Annotated in this window: 12 protein-coding genes; 4 read left to right on the top strand and 8 right to left on the bottom strand. The window is 62.3% G+C overall.

The window, feature by feature from the left end; all coding sequences use genetic code 11:
- Window positions 1-11 precede the first annotated feature (11 nt).
- The 7 genes from GTP23_RS21510 to GTP23_RS21480 all read right to left on the bottom strand — a co-directional run bounded on the left by GTP23_RS21510 (window position 12) and on the right by GTP23_RS21480 (window position 8,552).
- Window positions 12-3,149, bottom strand: coding sequence for an efflux RND transporter permease subunit (locus GTP23_RS21510; RefSeq protein WP_161037019.1), 3,138 nt, complete (start codon window positions 3,147-3,149; stop codon window positions 12-14).
- A complete protein-coding gene (locus GTP23_RS21505) occupies window positions 3,146-4,729 on the bottom strand; it encodes an efflux RND transporter periplasmic adaptor subunit (RefSeq protein WP_161037018.1) in 1,584 nt (527 codons plus the stop codon). The genes GTP23_RS21510 and GTP23_RS21505 overlap by 4 nt, the downstream gene beginning before the upstream one ends.
- On the bottom strand, window positions 4,726-6,051 hold the full coding sequence (locus tag GTP23_RS21500; protein WP_229256231.1) for a TolC family protein: 1,326 nt from the start codon (window positions 6,049-6,051) through the stop codon (window positions 4,726-4,728). The genes GTP23_RS21505 and GTP23_RS21500 overlap by 4 nt, the downstream gene beginning before the upstream one ends.
- 74 nt (window positions 6,052-6,125) lie before the next feature.
- Window positions 6,126-6,524, bottom strand: coding sequence for a hypothetical protein (locus GTP23_RS21495; protein ID WP_154378653.1), 399 nt, complete (start codon window positions 6,522-6,524; stop codon window positions 6,126-6,128).
- Between the two features lie 79 nt (window positions 6,525-6,603).
- Window positions 6,604-6,981, bottom strand: coding sequence for a hypothetical protein (locus tag GTP23_RS21490; RefSeq protein ID WP_155436766.1), 378 nt, complete (start codon window positions 6,979-6,981; stop codon window positions 6,604-6,606).
- A 38-nt stretch (window positions 6,982-7,019) separates the two neighbouring features.
- Entirely contained in the window at window positions 7,020-8,096 is a 1,077-nt protein-coding gene (locus GTP23_RS21485; protein WP_202412305.1) for a cation efflux transmembrane domain-containing protein, read from the bottom strand.
- A 51-nt stretch (window positions 8,097-8,147) separates the two neighbouring features.
- Window positions 8,148-8,552, bottom strand: coding sequence for a MerR family transcriptional regulator (locus GTP23_RS21480; protein WP_161037017.1), 405 nt, complete (start codon window positions 8,550-8,552; stop codon window positions 8,148-8,150).
- A 111-nt stretch (window positions 8,553-8,663) separates the two neighbouring features.
- Between GTP23_RS21480 and GTP23_RS21475 the strand changes: the two genes are divergently transcribed.
- The 4 genes from GTP23_RS21475 (at window position 8,664) to GTP23_RS21460 (ending at window position 15,196) form a co-directional block, all read left to right on the top strand.
- Window positions 8,664-9,860, top strand: coding sequence for a TolC family protein (locus tag GTP23_RS21475; protein WP_202412304.1), 1,197 nt, complete (start codon window positions 8,664-8,666; stop codon window positions 9,858-9,860).
- 3 nt (window positions 9,861-9,863) lie between these two features.
- A complete protein-coding gene (locus tag GTP23_RS21470; RefSeq protein WP_161037015.1) occupies window positions 9,864-11,093 on the top strand; it encodes an efflux RND transporter periplasmic adaptor subunit in 1,230 nt (409 codons plus the stop codon).
- Between the two features lie 36 nt (window positions 11,094-11,129).
- Entirely contained in the window at window positions 11,130-14,309 is a 3,180-nt protein-coding gene (locus GTP23_RS21465) for an efflux RND transporter permease subunit (RefSeq protein WP_161037014.1), read from the top strand.
- Window positions 14,310-14,440: 131 nt separating this feature from the next.
- The gene (locus GTP23_RS21460) at window positions 14,441-15,196 is read left to right on the top strand and encodes a TIGR02391 family protein (RefSeq protein WP_155436761.1); all 756 of its coding nucleotides are present in this window, start codon (window positions 14,441-14,443) and stop codon (window positions 15,194-15,196) included.
- 461 nt (window positions 15,197-15,657) lie between these two features.
- Here GTP23_RS21460 and GTP23_RS21455 read toward each other — a convergent pair.
- A partial coding sequence (locus tag GTP23_RS21455; protein WP_229256230.1) for a TniQ family protein occupies window positions 15,658-16,277 on the bottom strand: 620 nt, incomplete at its 5' end.

The raw sequence follows: 16,277 nt of genomic DNA, 5'->3' as shown, positions 1-16,277 counted from the left end.
TGCGCTCTGGCCTATCCCGGGCCCGCTTTATGCTGCCGCCGGCGCAGCACAAGGTATGCGGCCGGCACCACGAGCATGGACAATAATGGCGCCGTGATCATTCCTCCGACCATCGGCGCCGCGATTCGCTGCATGACTTCGGAGCCTGTCCCGCTACCGAGCATGATTGGCACCAGCCCCGCCAGAATGACGGCAACGGTCATCGCCTTGGGGCGCACGCGCAGTACGGCACCTTCGCGGATCGCGTCCAGCAGGTCGTCAACGCTGGTTTTGCCAGCCTGTATGCGGGCATCCCAAGCCTGCTTCAAGTACAGCAGCATGATCACGCCGAACTCGGCCGACACACCGGCCAAGGCGATAAACCCCACGCCCGATGCGACAGAAAGATTGTGCCCCAGCAGCCAAAGCAGCCACACGCCGCCTGCCAACGCAAAAGGCAGCGTGGCCATGATCAAAGCGGCCTCATCAAAGCGCTTGAAGATCAGGTACAGCAGCACGACGATGATCGACAAGGTTGCCGGCACCACGATCTTCAGCTTGGCGGCGGCCCGTTCAAGGTACTCGAACTGCCCAGACCAGGAAACGGAGTAGCCGGGCGGAAGCCGGACTTCCTGAGCGACCACCTGCTGCATCTCATGTACCGCCGAGCTGAGGTCGCGTCCGCGAATATCGACGTACACCCAGCCAGACAGGCGTGCGTTCTCGCTCTTTAACATCGGCGGGCCGTCCTCGATGCGAATAGCAGCGACGTCTCCGAGGCGGATCTGCGCCCCACGCTCCGTCAGCACCGGCAGCTCGCGCAGTTTTTCGACCGAGTCGCGCACCTCGCGCGGGTAGCGGACGTTGATCGGGAAGCGCTGTAAGCCTTCGACGGTTTCTCCGATATTGTCGCCGCCGATTGCCGACGACACGATGCTCTGCACATCGGCGACATTCATCCCGTATCGGCCTGCAGCGTCGCGGTCGATCCGCACATCGATGTAGCGGCCACCATTCAGACGCTCGGCCAGCGCGGAGGACACACCGGGCACCTTTTTGACGGCCCGCTCGATTTCTCCGGTGATCCGGTCGATTTCCTTCAGATCGACGCCTGCCACCTTCACGCCCACCGGGCTCTTAATGCCGGTCGCCAGCATATCGATCCGATTGCGAATGGGCGGCACCCAGATGTTCGACAGTCCCGGCACCTTGACGGTGCGGTCCAGTTCTTCGACCAGCTTGTCCGGCGTCATGCCCGGCCGCCACTGGTCGCGCGGCTTGAACTGGATCGTGGTCTCGAACATCTCCAGCGGTGCCGGATCGGTGGCGGTTTCCGCCCGGCCAGCCTTGCCGAGCACACTTTGCACCTCCGGCACCGTCTTGATCAGGCGATCGGTTTGCTGCAGCAGCTCGGCTGCCTTGCCAATCCCGATGCCCGGCAAGGCCGACGGCATGTACAACAGGTCGCCTTCATCAAGCGGCGGGATGAATTCGCCTCCCAGGCGCGCCAGCGGCCAGATGGTCGCCATAGCGACGATACCGGCCGCCACGAGGGTCGCCTTCGGATACTTCAGCACGCGCTCCAGCAGCGGCCGGTACAAGCGGATCAGTCCGCGATTGAGCGGATTGCTCTGTTCGTCCGGGATACGGCCACGAATCAGGTAGCCCATCAACACGGGGATCAGGGTAACGGCCAAGCCGGCCGCGGCGGCCATCGCATAGGTCTTGGTAAAGGCCAATGGCGCAAACAGCTTACCTTCCTGCGCCTCCAACGTAAAGACCGGCACGAACGAGAGCACGATGATCAGGAGTGAGAAGAACAGCGCCGGGCCGACTTCGGCGGCGGCGTCACCCACCACGCGCCACTGCTCGTCACCAGTCAGCGCCTGGTCGGGATGGCCGTGCTTCCACGCCTCGATGTGCTTGTGCGCGTTCTCGATCATCACTACGGCCGCGTCGACCATCGCCCCAATGGCGATCGCAATACCGCCCAGCGACATGATGTTGGCATTCACCCCTTGGTAGTACATGACCAGGTAGGCCGCCAGTACTCCGAGCGGCAGCGAAACGATGGCCACCAGGGCCGAGCGCAGGTGGAACAGGAAAATGGCGCAGACCACGGCCACAACGACAAATTCCTCGATCAGCTTGTGTTCGAGATTGGTCACGGCCCGCTTGATCAGGTTCGAGCGATCATAAGTCGGCACGATCTCTACGCCTCGCGGCAGGCTGGCTTTGAGCTTGTCGAGCTTGGCTTTGACAGCCTCGATGGTCGAAAGCGCGTTTTTCCCTGACCTCATGACGATCACGCCGCCGGCCACTTCGCCTTCACCGTTCAGTTCTGCCACGCCGCGCCGCGTTTCCGGGCCGACCTGTACCCGGGCGACGTCGCCCAGCCTGACCGGCACGCCGCTATCTGTCGTGCGCAGCGGAATCTTGCGGAAGTCGTCAAGCGAGGTCAGGTAGCCCGATGCGCGTACGATGTATTCCGCTTCGCCCAGTTCCAGCACCGATCCGCCCGTTTCCTGGTTGGCCTTTTGTACCGCCTCGATCACCCGGGCATGGGGGATGTTATAGGCGCGCAGCTTATCGGGGTCGAGCTGGATCTGGTATTGCCGCACCATGCCGCCGATGCTGGCCACCTCCGACACATTGGGCACCGCTTTGAGTTCGTACTTGAGAAACCAGTCTTGCAGTGCACGCAGTTGTGACAGGTCGAGCTTGCCGCTCCGGTCGACCAGGACATACTCATAGATCCACCCCACGCCGGTGGCGTCAGGGCCAAGTGCTGGCCGCGCCTGTGCTGGCAAACGGGACTGCACCTGGTTTAGGTACTCCAGCACGCGCGAGCGCGCCCAATAGGGATCGGTGCCGTCGTCAAACAGCACGTAGACGAAGGAGTCGCCGAAGAATGAATAGCCGCGCACAGTTTTGGCGCCGGGCACCGAGAGCATGGTTGTCGTCAGCGGATAAGTGACTTGATTTTCCACGATCTGCGGCGCCTGGCCTGGGTAGGTTGTGCGAATGATGACCTGTGTGTCTGACAGGTCCGGGATCGCGTCCAGCGGCGTCTTCGACAGCGCCCAGATGCCCCAGGCGGCCAGACCCGCCGTGGCCAGCAGCACGAAAAACCGGTTCACGATGGACCAGCGTATGAGCTTGGCGATCATCGCTTGCCTCCCATAGACGCTTTGTCCATCGCCGGCGGCATCGCGCCAGGCTTCATCGCGGCCGGTGCGCTATCGGTAACAGGCGTTACGGCCGTCAGCTGGTAGCCATCCTGCACCTTGCGCATCTCGAAGGCTACCGTGTCGCCGACTGCAACATTGCGTGGCAATCCGTCAGGCGGCGGCTTAAATGCCATCGTCATGGGCCCCCAATGCAGCGAAGGAATCGGTCCGTGCGATAACGTAACGCCCTCCGGGCCGATTTTTTCGACCCGGCCGGTTCCGCTGTGGCTTGTCTCCGCCGGTGGCCTATCGGTTTGCGGCGCAGAAGCTGACGCATCGACCATCCGGGCAATCGTTCCTTTCAGACTGGCCTCCGAATCGACTAGGAATTGTCCCGAGACGACCACTTTCTGCCCGGCCTGCAAACCCTGACGAATCTCAATTTGGTTCCCTGCCTGTGCGCCGATTTCGACGTTCACCGGGGTGAACTTGCCGTCGCCGGCGGCCACAAAGACCACATTGCGGGTGCCGGTCTGGATCACAGCTTCGCTGGGTACCAGCAAGCTGCGTTGGCCGGTGGCAGGCGTCAGGCTGATGTTGGCGAACATGCCCGGCGCCAGCCGCTCCCTTGGATTGGCCAGTTCGATACGGGCCTTCAAGGTGCGGGTGGCGGCATTAATTTCCGGCAGGAGCGATTCCACCTTGCCCTGGAACGTTTGCCCCGGCCACGCGGGCGTGCGCGCCGTCACGGCAGCGCCAGGGCGTACCTGCCCGGTGGCTGCCTCGGGAATCTCGGCAATGATCCATACGGTCGATAAGCCGTTGATGCGGTACAGCGGTGCGCCAGCGGCGACGGTCAAGCCTTCGCGTGCTGCCAGCTCATCGACGACACCCGATACCGGAGCGTTGATGGTGATCCTGGGATGGACTTTGCCGGTACTGGTGACCAGACGGATCTGCTCCTCGTTCATGCCAGCCAGTCGCATTCGTTGGAGCGCGGCATCAGCGAGATCCTGCCCGCCTTGCATGCGACGGGCAGCAAAATATTCCTCTTGTGCCGCCACCCAGTCAGGCACGTACAGCTCTGCCAACGGCTGGCCTTTGCGTACCCGGTCAAGCGGTGCTCGCACGTAGAGGCGCTCCACATAGCCGCTGGCGCGGGCCTGCACCAGGGCGACGTCACGCTCGTTGTAGGCGGCACTACCGACTACTTCCACCGTGCTGGACAGCGTACCTTCCACCACGTCGGCGGTGCGAATACCCAGGTTTTGCTGGACGCGGGGACTGATGAGTACCTTACCGTTGTCCCCAGATTCGTCGGCAAACATGGGGACGAGCTGCATATCCATGAATGGCGATTTGCCCGGCTTGTCAAATTTCGGCCCCGGTACCATCGGGTCGTGCCAATAGAGAACCTTCTTGCCGGTGGCAGGATCGATTTGGCCGCCGGGGCCGCCCGTGGCTGGCTGGGAGGCACCATGTGTTTCTTGTCGTGCGCCGGCCCAGTAGCCGCCCGCTCCGGCGACGGCGATGACGAGAGCGACGATCGCAGTGCGCGTGATGTTTTTTTTCTGGTTCATTTGATACCTTCAATACTTGCTGTCGGCGCTGGGCCATGCGTAGTCGGAAAGAGGAAATTGAGTTGCGCCCAGAGCCTCGCGGTGTCGGCTTCAAGCTGGAGCGCTGACAGGCGCACGTCCAGTTCGTTGCGCCGTGCCGCGAGCACTTCGCCCAGCGCCGATTTGCCACCTCGATAGGCAGCCAAGGCGGCCTCGCTACGCTCCTGAGCTAAGGGCACCAGCTCGCGGGCGTACCGTGCAAGGCGATCACGGTTGGTTTGCCATTCGTTTAGCATGGTGCGCGTCTCGGCGACATGTGAGCGCAGCATCTCGTCGCGCCCGGCCCGGACCTGCTCTGCGGTGGCAAGCTTGGCAGCCAACTCGCGGTCCTGCCGGTTCTTCTGATCCCATTGCAGTGGCACGGAAATGCCGACCGACACCATGTTGGAATAGGCGCCACCTCGCTGCTGGTACGCCACCTCGATACTCCAGTCGGACTTTTTATTGGCTTCGGCCAGCTTGACGTCGAGCGCCGCGATGTCCTCCTGCCGGCGCAGGGCTGCAATTTCAGGATGGTGGTTGAGCTGCGTCTCCAGCGCGGCCGGATCGAGGCGCACCGTGTCGATGGCCGGCTCCCCGGCCAATGGCCGGTTACCGGCTTCGCCAACCCAGCGGGTCAGCGTGATCGCGGTGCCGCGCACGCGGCGGACGGCATCATCGTGGCGGTCGTCTAATTGCGCGATAACACCTTTGGCGGCAAGTACATCAGCCTGGCTGCCGCGCCCACCTCGGTAGGCCGCCTCAGCTGCCTGCAACTCGCGCACTGCCTGATCGCGCTGTGCACTGACTACCTCGGCCACCGCCAAGGCGTAATAACGGTCTAGCCAGGCGATGGCGGTATCTCGCTCGATAGCTGCAATGACCACGTCTTTCTCGGCCAGCGCCTTATCGGTTTCGCGAGCATAGCGTTCGCTGCGAAGATGGCGTTTATCTGAGCGCGTCAGCTCTTGCGAGAAACCGATGCGCCGCATGGTCATGAAGTCGGCGGCAACGCTGCCGCGATCGCGGCCCGTCACTGGCAGGTTGTCGATACCGGCCTTCAACACCGGGTCTGGCAGTTGGCCGGCGGCCACCGACATGTCGCGCGTTGCGTTCACGGCGGCGTCTTCAGCGACGATCTGGCGTGACCGCTCAAGCGCCATGCGCTGCGCCTCGGCTAACGATAACGGATCGGCGGCAAGAGCCGCCCACGAGGATGTAACGAGTCCGATGGCGACGGCAAGGCGGACCATAGAATATGAATTTGCACGCCCGTTACGGCGTGCGGAAATAAGATGCGGCATGAGGCCTCCACAAGCGTTGAACCACATCGCGGACGCAAACGCGCACGCGACGGCAAATCAAGCGAATGAAGGTGTCAAATACGGAAGCAGCAGTGCCGTATTGACACAGGCGGCGCTATGGCATGGGCCAGGGAGGTGTCTGTCAACGCCGCAATGTCGGTCGGCATCGACACGTCCAGCAGAATAACTGTCTGAACCAGGGTGATCGGATGGAATGGTGGGATCTGCGGCAAGTCCGGCTTGTCGAGCGATTGATGCCCGGTGTGGCCATAGGCGTGGCACAAGCTCGGCTGCGCTTTATCCATACCCGTACAGTTCGCCATTGGAGGCATGCCGGCATCTGCCGTCATCGTCGCGCGCTCGGGCATACTCATGCCTGGGCAAACATAGGACGCCACAGCCAGCTGCGTGAACAGCAAGCTGAACACGGCTATGATGGCGGCAACGAAGCGCGATGTACGGGAAAATTTCATGGTTGGGCCGATTATATCTGCTTTTACACAGCCGTGATCAGTGCCCTCGGTAGCCAATGCACCGTTCGTGGCACCGGCATTACAGCGGTGGGCCGGTGCGTAGTACTTTCGAAATGCGGGACAAGCCGCCGGCCGAACAGTCGGCCGGCCAAAGCTCAACAACGTCTCCTTCCTTGAGAGAGAAATTCGCCGGTACGGCGGCCACCGCGGTGCGTGTCAGGCGCACGTGCTGGTAGCGAACCAACACAAATCGATGCTTGGCGTACTGGTCTGGGGACAGCGCCGCCACGCACGCCGCGCGCTGGGCAGGCGCAATGTCAGTGCCGTACGTGGTGCTGATTACGCCGCGCCGGGCGCCATGCTGCCAGTCGACGACACCAAAGGTTGGGTCCGAAGCGCAGCCGGCGAGTCCCAGCAATGCGATCACCGTTACCGCAAAACTGCCTAGCCAATTCATCCGGATTCTCCTTTTCCGCCTCTGTGACCGACAGCCTGTTATTGAAGACGCAGAATGCGGCGCGCGCCGCCCAGCACGATCACACCAATGATGAGGCCAATAATCAGGTCCGGGTAGCGTGAACCGGTCCACGTCACGAGCGCACCGGCGATGATCACGCCCAGGTTGGCAATGACGTCGTTGGCCGAGAAAATGTAGCTGGCCTTCATGTGCGCGCCGTGGTCGCGTTTTTTGGCGATCAGGATGAGGCATGCGATATTGGCCACCAGCGCGACGGCGCCGATGCCCATCATCGTCACCGACTCTGGTTCACTGCCCGATACGCCGTGGCGGATCACCTCGGCAATCGCGCCAATGGCCAGCACCAGCTGCAGCCATCCAGCCAGGTGCGCGGCACGGCGCTTGTGGGCCAGCGAGCGCCCGACCGCGAACAGTGCCAGGACATACACCGCTGCGTCGGCGAACATGTCCAGCGAATCGGATATCAAGCCGGTCGACTGGGATAGCCAGCCCCAGATCATCTCCACCAGGAACATGGTTCCGTTGATGGACAGCAGCCAGCGCAGCGTGCGGGCCTCGCCGGCGTCATCGCCAGATTGCATTGCCGGCACGGTGTCGGCCCGTTCCGTGCTGGTCAGCTCAGCGCCCAGCCCAAGAGGCGTGAGACGCTCCAGCAGCGCTTCGGCGTCGCCCGTGTGGGTCACGCGCAGCTGGCGGCCGGCCAGATCAAACTGCAATGCGCTAATGTTTGGGGTATCGGCCAGCGCCATGCGGATGAGATTTTCTTCCGAGGGACAGTCCATCTTCGGAATCGCGATCGTGCTGAGGACAACACCGTGTTCGCCGGCCTCAATTTTCCGGCTTTCGCGCAGCTGGGCGCCGAAGTTCAATGGTGCCAACGCATCGACAAGCGACTCGGCCGCGCCGACATGCTCGATGGTGACAGTGTGTGCGCCAAGGTCGAACTTGAGAGTGCTGATACCGCTGATCGGTGCCAAGGCCAGGCGAATCAGGTTCTCCTCGGATGGGCAGTCCATTTTCGGTACCGACAGGATGCTGCGATGGCGGTCAGCCGTGGACGCTTCAACCGCTTCTAGGGAGATATTCGTATTCATACCCCAAGGCTAGACCTTGAAGTAGCTTCAACGTCAAGCGAATCCGCAGAACTATGCTCTAGGCTGCAATGCGTCGATGATACGGCAATTGGCTACCGGTCCCCCCTGGCACGAAGCCAGCAAGCCGGTGAGTTGGTCTTTCAGCGCCAATAAATCGGAAATTTTCTGCTCGACGGCGCGTAAGTGTTCGGACGTCATCGCCGTCACCGTGCAGCAATCAGCGTCGCGCTGATCCGAAAACGCCAGCAGGCTACGGACTTGATCGATCGTGAAGCCGATTTCGCGCGCCCGGCGCACAAAGGCCAGCCGGTTAAGATCCTCGGTGTCGTACAGCCGGTAGTTGCTGTCGGTGCGCGATGGCTTGGACAGCAAACCGATTTTTTCATAGTAGCGGATCGTCGCCGCCGGTGTTTGCGCGGCGCTGGCCAGTTGGCCGATCGAAAAAGATGTCGTCATGTTACTTGACCTTGAAGTGACTATAAGGTTTATAAACCTTACAAAATCACCCGTCAAGCACTCACTATGCCCCTTCGACTATCTCGTACCCTGATTCATGGAATTTTTACCGTGAGCCTGCCTCTAACCACCCTGGCGCAGGATCTGCCGCTGACGCTGCGTGAGGCAGTGGCGCACGCACAAGAGCGCGCTCCGACATTGCGTGGCGCCGATGCCGCAGCAAGGGCCGCCGACGCCGGCGTGGAGGTGGCGGGCTTGCGCCCGAATCCCACGTTGTCCATTGAAGCGGAAAATGTGCTCGGCACAGGCCGCTACAGCGGCTTTGGCGGCGCCGATCGCACTGTGTCCTTGGCCGTGCCACTGGAACTGGGCGGCAAGCGCCAGGCGCGCATCAATGTCGCACAGGCGGAGCGCGCGGCGGCCGGCATCGGACTGACCGCTGCGCGGGCCGACCTGACGCAGCGCGTGACCGAAGCGTTTGTGCGGCTGGCTGCCGCCCAGCGACGGCAGGACATTGCCCGTAGCGCCCTGGAGTGGGCCGAGCGTGCCGCCCACGCGGCCCAGGAACGTGTCCGCACCGGCAAAGCGTCCCCGATCGAGGAGCAGCGCGCGCAGGTGCTCAAGCTTGGCGCCGATACACGGTTCGGTAAAGCAGTGCGCGCACTGGCGCTCGCCCATGCCGACCTCACTCAACTGACCGGCGACGCAGCGCTCGCTATCTCGGCGTCCTGGTTCGATACGGTCGCACCGGTTGAATCTGCGTCGGCCGGGCAACCGCCGCTGTCCGTGGCCGCGGCGCAGGCCCAGTTGGCGATTGCCAACGCGCGCGTCGATGCGGCCCGGAGAGACCGGATGCCCGATGTGACGATCACGGCCGGCACGCGCCGCTATGGCGATTCTCCCGACAAAGCGGCGGTTCTTAGCCTGTCGATACCGCTACCGCTGTTTAACAGCGGTAGCGGCGCACTGGTGCGCGCTAAGGCGCAGGCGGACCAGGCGAACGCGGAGGGCGACGCGGCGGCCATCGAGGCCCAGCAGGCACTGGCGCACGCCGTCGCCGACGTTGTCGATGCCCGTGCGGTGGCGCAGACGGCGGCCGGCCCGGCCCTCACTGCAGCGCAGGAGGCGGCCAGGATCGCCCGGTTGGGTTACGCCGAAGGCAAATTTCCTCAGCTTGAGATGATCGAGGCGGAGCGCTCCCTTGCCGAAACGCGTGAAGCGGCGCTTGAAGCGCTGACCGACTACCACCTTGCCCAAGTCCGTCTGGCCCGGCTGCAAGGCAGCATACAACCCATCTACAAGGATTAAATCATGCAAATGCCATATCGTTTGAGCGTTTGCGGCATGTTGCTGATCCTGGCAGCGTGCTCGCGCTCTCCCAAGCTCGAAGAAGGCACGCCCCAAGCTTCCGCCGCTGCGTCGGCCGCGCCAGCAGCAGCGCAAAAACACGCCGACAAAGACAAGGATGACGACGACAAGCCCACTGAGCGCAAAGGCGGCGAAGAAAAGGATGGCAAGGGCGCCGATTTTGTAAAACTGTCAGACAAGCAGATCCTGGCCGCCCACATCGAGGTGGCGGCAGTGCGCACGGGATTCGCCGGCGCTGTCGAAGCGCCCGCCGTCATCATCGCCGACCCGCAGCATGCCGCTGTTGTCAGCAGTTCGGTCAGCGGCCGGGTAATTTCAGTGCGCAAGAATCTGGGGGAAAACGTGGCACGAGGCGATATTCTGGCCGTTATCGAAAGCCGTGAGGTGGCCCAGTTCAGCGCCGATGTGACGTTGGCGCGCCGGCAGCTGGAACTGGCCGACGCCGGGTTTAAACGTGAAGACCGCCTGTACGCAGAAAAGGTGTCCTCGCGCCAGGAATATGAGCTGGCACAATCGGCGCTCGACGACGCCCGTACCCGGCTGCGCCTGGCGCAGCAGCAGCTTGCCACCAGCGGCGGCGCCGAACATAGCGCCCAGCTGACACTGCGCGCGCCCATCGCCGGCGTCGTCACGGCCCGCCAGGTGGCGCTCGGTGACATAGTCGAGGCCAATGCCAAACTGTTCGAGCTGGCCAACCCAGACCTCCTTTCCGTCGAACTGTCGCTCGCGCCAAGCGATGCCTCGCGCGTGGCGCCCGGTACGCCAATCGAAGTATCGGCCGATGGCCGGTCGGGAACCGGGCATGTGGCTTTCCTGTCACGTGTTCTGGACCCGGCCACGCGCCAGATCCGGGCCATTGCGGCGCTGCCGAATAAGAATGCGCTATGGCGCATCGGCGAGACGGTGTCCGCCTCGGTGGTGCTCAAGCCCGAATCTTCCGGAGAGCAGATCGCTGTGCCGCGCGCCGCGGTTCAGACCGTCGAGGACAAACCCAGCGTGTTCGTGCGCCAGAAAGACGGCTTTGCAATCAAGCACATCGTGCTCGGCAAGCCTGCGGCCGGGTTTGTCACCGTGCTGTCAGGGCTGGACGGCTCTGAGCGCATCGCCACCAGCAACACCTTCGTTCTCAAGGCCGAGCACGGCAAGGGTGAAGCGGGAGGCGACAATGACTAAACAGCCGCATTTCGCGTGCTCGCCGGAGGTGTGGGCATGATCGCGCGGATCGTCAACGTGTCGGTACGCCACCCTTGGCAGATTTTGTTTGCCGCGCTCTTTGCTGCCGTGGTTGGCGCTTTCGCGTTGGTGCGCCTGCCGATTGATGCAGTACCTGACATAACCAACACGCAGGTCCAGATCAACGTGGTGGTGCCGGCGCTGGCCCCGGCCGACGTGGAACGACAGGTAACTTACCCGATAGAGACGGCTTTTGCCGGCATACCGGGACTGGAATCGACGCGCTCGCTGACGCGCCACGGCTTTGCCCAGGTTACGACCGTGTTCAAGGACGGCACGGACGTGTATTTCGCGCGCCAGCAGATCGCCGAGCGCCTGCGTTCGGTGGAACGTGCACTCCCGCCGGGGGCGACAGCCACAATGGGGCCGATCGCCACTGGCCTCGGCGACGTCTACATGTGGACCGTGGAGTTCTCCAATACGCATACCGGTGCCAGCGGTGCCGGCATGGCGCCGGATGGCAGCTACACCACGCCTGCAGGTGAACTGCTGCGCACCGAAAAAGACAAGGCGACCTACCTGCGCACGGTGCAGGACTGGATCGTAGCGCCGCAACTCAAAAATACGCCCGGACTGGCCGGCGTGGACGTGATCGGCGGCTACGTCAAGCAGTACGTGGTGACGCCAGATCCGCAGCGCCTGGCGGCACTTGGCATCGGATTGTCCGAACTGGCCGAAGCACTGGAGCGTAACAACACCAGCGTCGGCGCCGGTGTGCTGGTGCAAAACGGTGAAGCACTTACCATCCAGGCCGACGCTCGCCTGACCAACAGCGCAGAGTTGGCCAAGAGCGTCATCGCCACGCGCGGCGGCATGCCCGTGCTGTTATCCCAGGTAGCGCAAGTTGGTGTCGGTCAGGAGATCCGCTTCGGTTCGGCTTCGGAAGGCGGTGTCGAGGTTGTCCTCGGTACCGCCGTGATGCGCATTGGAGAAAACAGCCGCACGGTCGCAGCGGCCGTCGACGCCCGCTTGAAGGAAATTGCCCGCTCGCTGCCGCCTGGTATCGTCATCAAGCCGGTGCTCAATCGGACACGCCTGGTCGATTCAACGATCAACACCGTCGCTAAGAACCTCACCGAGGGCGCCTTGCTGGTCATCGCCGTGCTGTTCGCGCTGCTGGGCAACCTGCGCGCGGCGCTAATTGCCGCCGCCGTCATCCCCGTGACGATGCTGCTCACGTCGGCCGGCATGCTGCAGATGGGCTTGTCCGCAAACCTGATGAGCCTTGGCGCGCTCGACTTCGGCCTGATCGTCGATGGCGCGGTCATCATCGTGGAAAACGTGCTGCGCCGCCTGGCCGAGCAGCAGCATGCCAACGGCGCAATACTGACCCGTGCGCAGCGCCTGGAGGTGGTCGGCGCTGCGGCGCGCGAAATGATCCGACCGAGCGTCTACGGACAGGCCATCATCATTCTGGTGTATGTGCCGCTGTTGACCTTCCAGGGCGTTGAGGGCCGCATGTTCACACCGATGGCGATCACGGTGATCCTGGCATTGCTGTTCGCGTTCCTGCTGTCTCTCACCGTCGTGCCCGCCGCGATCGCGCTGTGGCTCTCCCGCCCGATCAACCACGCCGACAACAAGCTGGTATCAGCAATCGGCAAACTGTATGTCCCCTGGCTGGACCGAGTTATGCCGCGCCCCATGTTGACCGCTGGTCTGGCCACGGCCGCTTTTGTCGGCGCGATCGCTTTGTTTCACACGCTGGGGCAGGAATTTCTGCCGACACTAGATGAGCATGACGTCCTGCTGGAGATAGTTCGTATTCCGGGCACATCTCTGGATCAAAGCCAGGCAATGCAGTTTGAAGTAGAAAAGGCGGTGAGCAAGGTGCCGGAAGTAGAACTGGCATTTTCGCGCACCGGTACGGCCGAACTGGCGTCCGACCCGATGCCGCCGAATCAGGCCGACACCTTTGTGACCATCAAGGATCGCTCCCAGTGGCCAGACCCATCGCTGAGCAAGAGCGAACTGATAGAGAAGATCGAACGCGCTCTGGCGGATATTCCTGGGCAGAATTACGAGTTGACCCAGCCAATCCAGATGCGCTTCAACGAATTGCTTGCCGGCGTGCGCGGCGATATTGCCATCAAGGTCTACGGCGACGATTTTGCGTCCATGCTCAAAGTGGCCGACAAAGTCGCCGACCAGCTGCGCGCAATTGAGGGCGCGACGGGCGTACGCGTGGAGCAAGTACAAGGCATGCCACGGCTTGACGCCCAGCTCGATCGCGATGCGATGGCCCGTGTCGGGCTCACGGCAAAGGACGTATTCGATACGCTGGCTGTGGCTGTGGCGGGTCGCGAGGCTGGCCAGATCTATGAGGGAGACCGCCGGTTCGATGTGGTGGTGCGCCTTACTGACAGCGCGCGCAACGATATCGAGGCGCTACGCCAGCTGCCCGTGCTGACACCTGCCGGCAAGTTTGTCCCGCTTGGTGCGGTTGCTCGGCTGGAATTGGCCAAAGGAGCAGGCCAGATCAGCCGCGAGAACGGCAAGCGGCGCGTGGTCGTGCAGGCGAACGTGCGCGGCCGTGATATCGCCAGCGTGGTCAAGGATGCACAGGCAGCGATCGATGCCAAGGTACCTCGTCCTCCGGGCGTCTGGCTGACATGGGGCGGCCAGTTCGAAAATCTGGAGCGCGCCCGCCTGCGGTTGGCCGTGGTGGTGCCAGCCTGTTTCTTGCTGATCGTTGGCGTCCTGTATTCGGCAGTGGGCTCCTGGCGCGCGGCGGCGGTGGTCTTCACCGGCGTGCCGCTGGCCTTGATCGGCGGCGTGCTGGCACTCTGGCTGCGTGGCTTGCCGTTCTCCATTTCTGCCGCAGTCGGTTTCATCGCGCTCTCTGGCGTGGCCGTCCTGAACGGGCTCGTGATGGTTGGCGCGATCGACGAATTGGCCAAGACGCAGCCTTGGAAGGATGCGGTGCGCCTTGGGGCGTTGCGCCGCCTGCGGCCGGTGCTGATGACGGCGCTGGTGGCGTCGCTCGGTTTCGTGCCGATGGCCTTGGCCAACGGCGCCGGCGCCGAGGTGCAGCGCCCGCTGGCGACGGTTGTGATCGGCGGTCTCCTCTCGACCACACTGCTTACGCTCTTGGTGCTGCCCGCGCTCTACGCCAGGTTCGGCAAGCCAGTGCGGCAAGGCGACGCTGTACACTGATTTCAAATCTGCAATTAAATAATCGTTTTTGTGCAAAATGGCCGATTTCTAATGATTTTTGAGTCGCAATAATCGTTCTTGGGTAGGATCGGCCGGATTTATGTGCGGGTACAGGCGGTTGTCGTCTGTCCATGAAAATCAGCCACACGGAGGTGTTGATGCGCTCGTTAGCGGAGGAAATCCCCGATATCCAGGTTTTGCTGGCCTTGGCGCCGGAGGAGTTGGCCTACACGGTGCTGCGCCTGGGAAGCCTCAATGATCAGAATGGTCTGTTCCACCCAGCCTCATTCGAAGCGCAGCCGAACGGGCCACGGTATCCCCAAGAGCGGGCTGCGCAAGCCGCAGTTGCACTTGGGGAGGCGTTGGCGTGGCTGACGGTGAACATCCTCGTCATGCCGGCGCCGGGCATCAACGGGAACAACGGCCATTTGATGATCACGCGCCGCGGACGCGAAGCCCTGCAGCGGCAGGCATTTGACCAGTACCGGCAGGCTGCCGCTTTCCCCAAGACACTGCTGCATCCCCTGATCGCTGACCAGGTGTGGCTGAATCTCGCCCGCGGCGACTATGCCACTGCCGTCTTTCTGGCATTCCGGGCTGTTGAAGAAGCAGTCAGGGAGGCTGGGGGCTTCCGGCCAGAAGACATAGGTACCCGCCTCATGTTCAATGCGTTTAGCCCCGCCAACGGCCCATTGACCGATCAGAACCCCAACGCGCCCGCCGCCGAGAAGGAGGCGCTGGCCAGCTTATTCGCCGGCGCCATCGGATCGTACAAGAACCCGCACTCGCATCGTACCGTCGCGATCGTCGACCCGGCAGAGGCACAGGAGATGGTACTCCTGGCGTCGCACCTACTGAGGATCGTTGACGCACGGCGGCGCCATTAGCGGCGCAGCTGATGAACCGAATGCAGGTCACAGGTGAGCCGATCAAGGTCACGGTTGAGCCGTTCTAGCTCACCGGTGAGCTAGTTGAGGTCACGCCTCGCGAAGTTGCGCTACAGGACGTTCTCTGCACCTGTTTTTACGCATTTATTTGTTGACAGGAAGGTATCGTCGGGTCAAGCTTTATATTGTTCAATTAACCATGCTAAGCGAACTGCGCGATCGATGACCAGCGTTCACGAAACGGCTTACCGTAGTGGAAAGCGAAAGTGTCACTTTTGCGACGGTAAATGTGTCAATCCATCTTTTCAGAGTCGGGAAAGTTGAAATTCTTTAATATTTTCAACGGCTTACCGAATCTGGAAAGCAATTGTGTCAACTGGAATGCAAGGAAAGGAAATGTGTCACTTCCTTGGCGCCGAAAATCGGCACCGATTCGCATCGTCAGCGTCATATCGATACGATCAGAAATACGCAAAATAGCTCCATCGCAGCCGCGTGATGGCGATGCGCGCCTTCTTGTTGAATGGACGCTTGTTCCGCGGCAAAACGGGCGGCGATGCGCCATATAGGTGGCCACAGTTTCCGCATCGGTAGGGCGCGTCGAGCAGGGCTACGTTGAGTCGGTAGGGCACCTTGGCGCCGCAAGTGCGACAGGCGATTTCCAGCGGGTCGCCATGCACCGGGCAGCATTTGTTGGTGCCGACCTGATGCACCACACTGTGATAGCCACGGCACAGGCATTTCCGGCAATACCGGAAATGGTTGCCGGCGGTGGCCTGCAACGCATCGGGGAGCACAGAGTCCCACACCAGTTTGAGCGGTAGCCCCAGGGTGAGATGTAAGCGGCACAGGTCGACCTCCGAGCGGCATGCCGCCACGCCCTCATATGGGTCAATGTCAGACTTGGCCAACTGCGTGGTGATCGCCTGACCGGATAGCCGGTTCATCCTGGCCAGCTTCCACAGGATGGACACGATCGATTCAAACGGATCGAGCCATTTCGGGTCGAACACGTAGCCGAAAGACGGCGTCAGCGCGCGCTCGTCGAACAGCATGATGGGCAAGCTCTTGGCCTCCATGG

The organism is Duganella fentianensis, from assembly GCF_009857835.1.
In the GTDB taxonomy this organism is placed as follows: domain Bacteria; phylum Pseudomonadota; class Gammaproteobacteria; order Burkholderiales; family Burkholderiaceae_D; genus Rugamonas; species Rugamonas fentianensis.
This window is presented reverse-complemented; position numbering and strand designations above follow the sequence as displayed.

Excerpts from the sequence above, each read along its gene's own strand:
- GTP23_RS21505 (WP_161037018.1), bottom strand. The coding sequence starts at position 4,729 with ATGAACCAGAAAAAAAACATCACGCGCACTGCGATCGTCGCTCTCGTC.
- GTP23_RS21465 (WP_161037014.1), top strand. The coding sequence starts at position 11,130 with ATGATCGCGCGGATCGTCAACGTGTCGGTACGCCACCCTTGGCAGATT.
- GTP23_RS21490 (WP_155436766.1), bottom strand. The coding sequence starts at position 6,981 with ATGAATTGGCTAGGCAGTTTTGCGGTAACGGTGATCGCATTGCTGGGA.
- GTP23_RS21495 (WP_154378653.1), bottom strand. The coding sequence starts at position 6,524 with ATGAAATTTTCCCGTACATCGCGCTTCGTTGCCGCCATCATAGCCGTG.
- GTP23_RS21470 (WP_161037015.1), top strand. The coding sequence starts at position 9,864 with ATGCAAATGCCATATCGTTTGAGCGTTTGCGGCATGTTGCTGATCCTG.
- GTP23_RS21510 (WP_161037019.1), bottom strand. The coding sequence starts at position 3,149 with ATGATCGCCAAGCTCATACGCTGGTCCATCGTGAACCGGTTTTTCGTG.
- GTP23_RS21500 (WP_229256231.1), bottom strand. The coding sequence starts at position 6,051 with ATGCCGCATCTTATTTCCGCACGCCGTAACGGGCGTGCAAATTCATAT.
- GTP23_RS21460 (WP_155436761.1), top strand. The coding sequence starts at position 14,441 with ATGAAAATCAGCCACACGGAGGTGTTGATGCGCTCGTTAGCGGAGGAA.
- GTP23_RS21485 (WP_202412305.1), bottom strand. The coding sequence starts at position 8,096 with ATGAATACGAATATCTCCCTAGAAGCGGTTGAAGCGTCCACGGCTGAC.
- GTP23_RS21480 (WP_161037017.1), bottom strand. The coding sequence starts at position 8,552 with ATGACGACATCTTTTTCGATCGGCCAACTGGCCAGCGCCGCGCAAACA.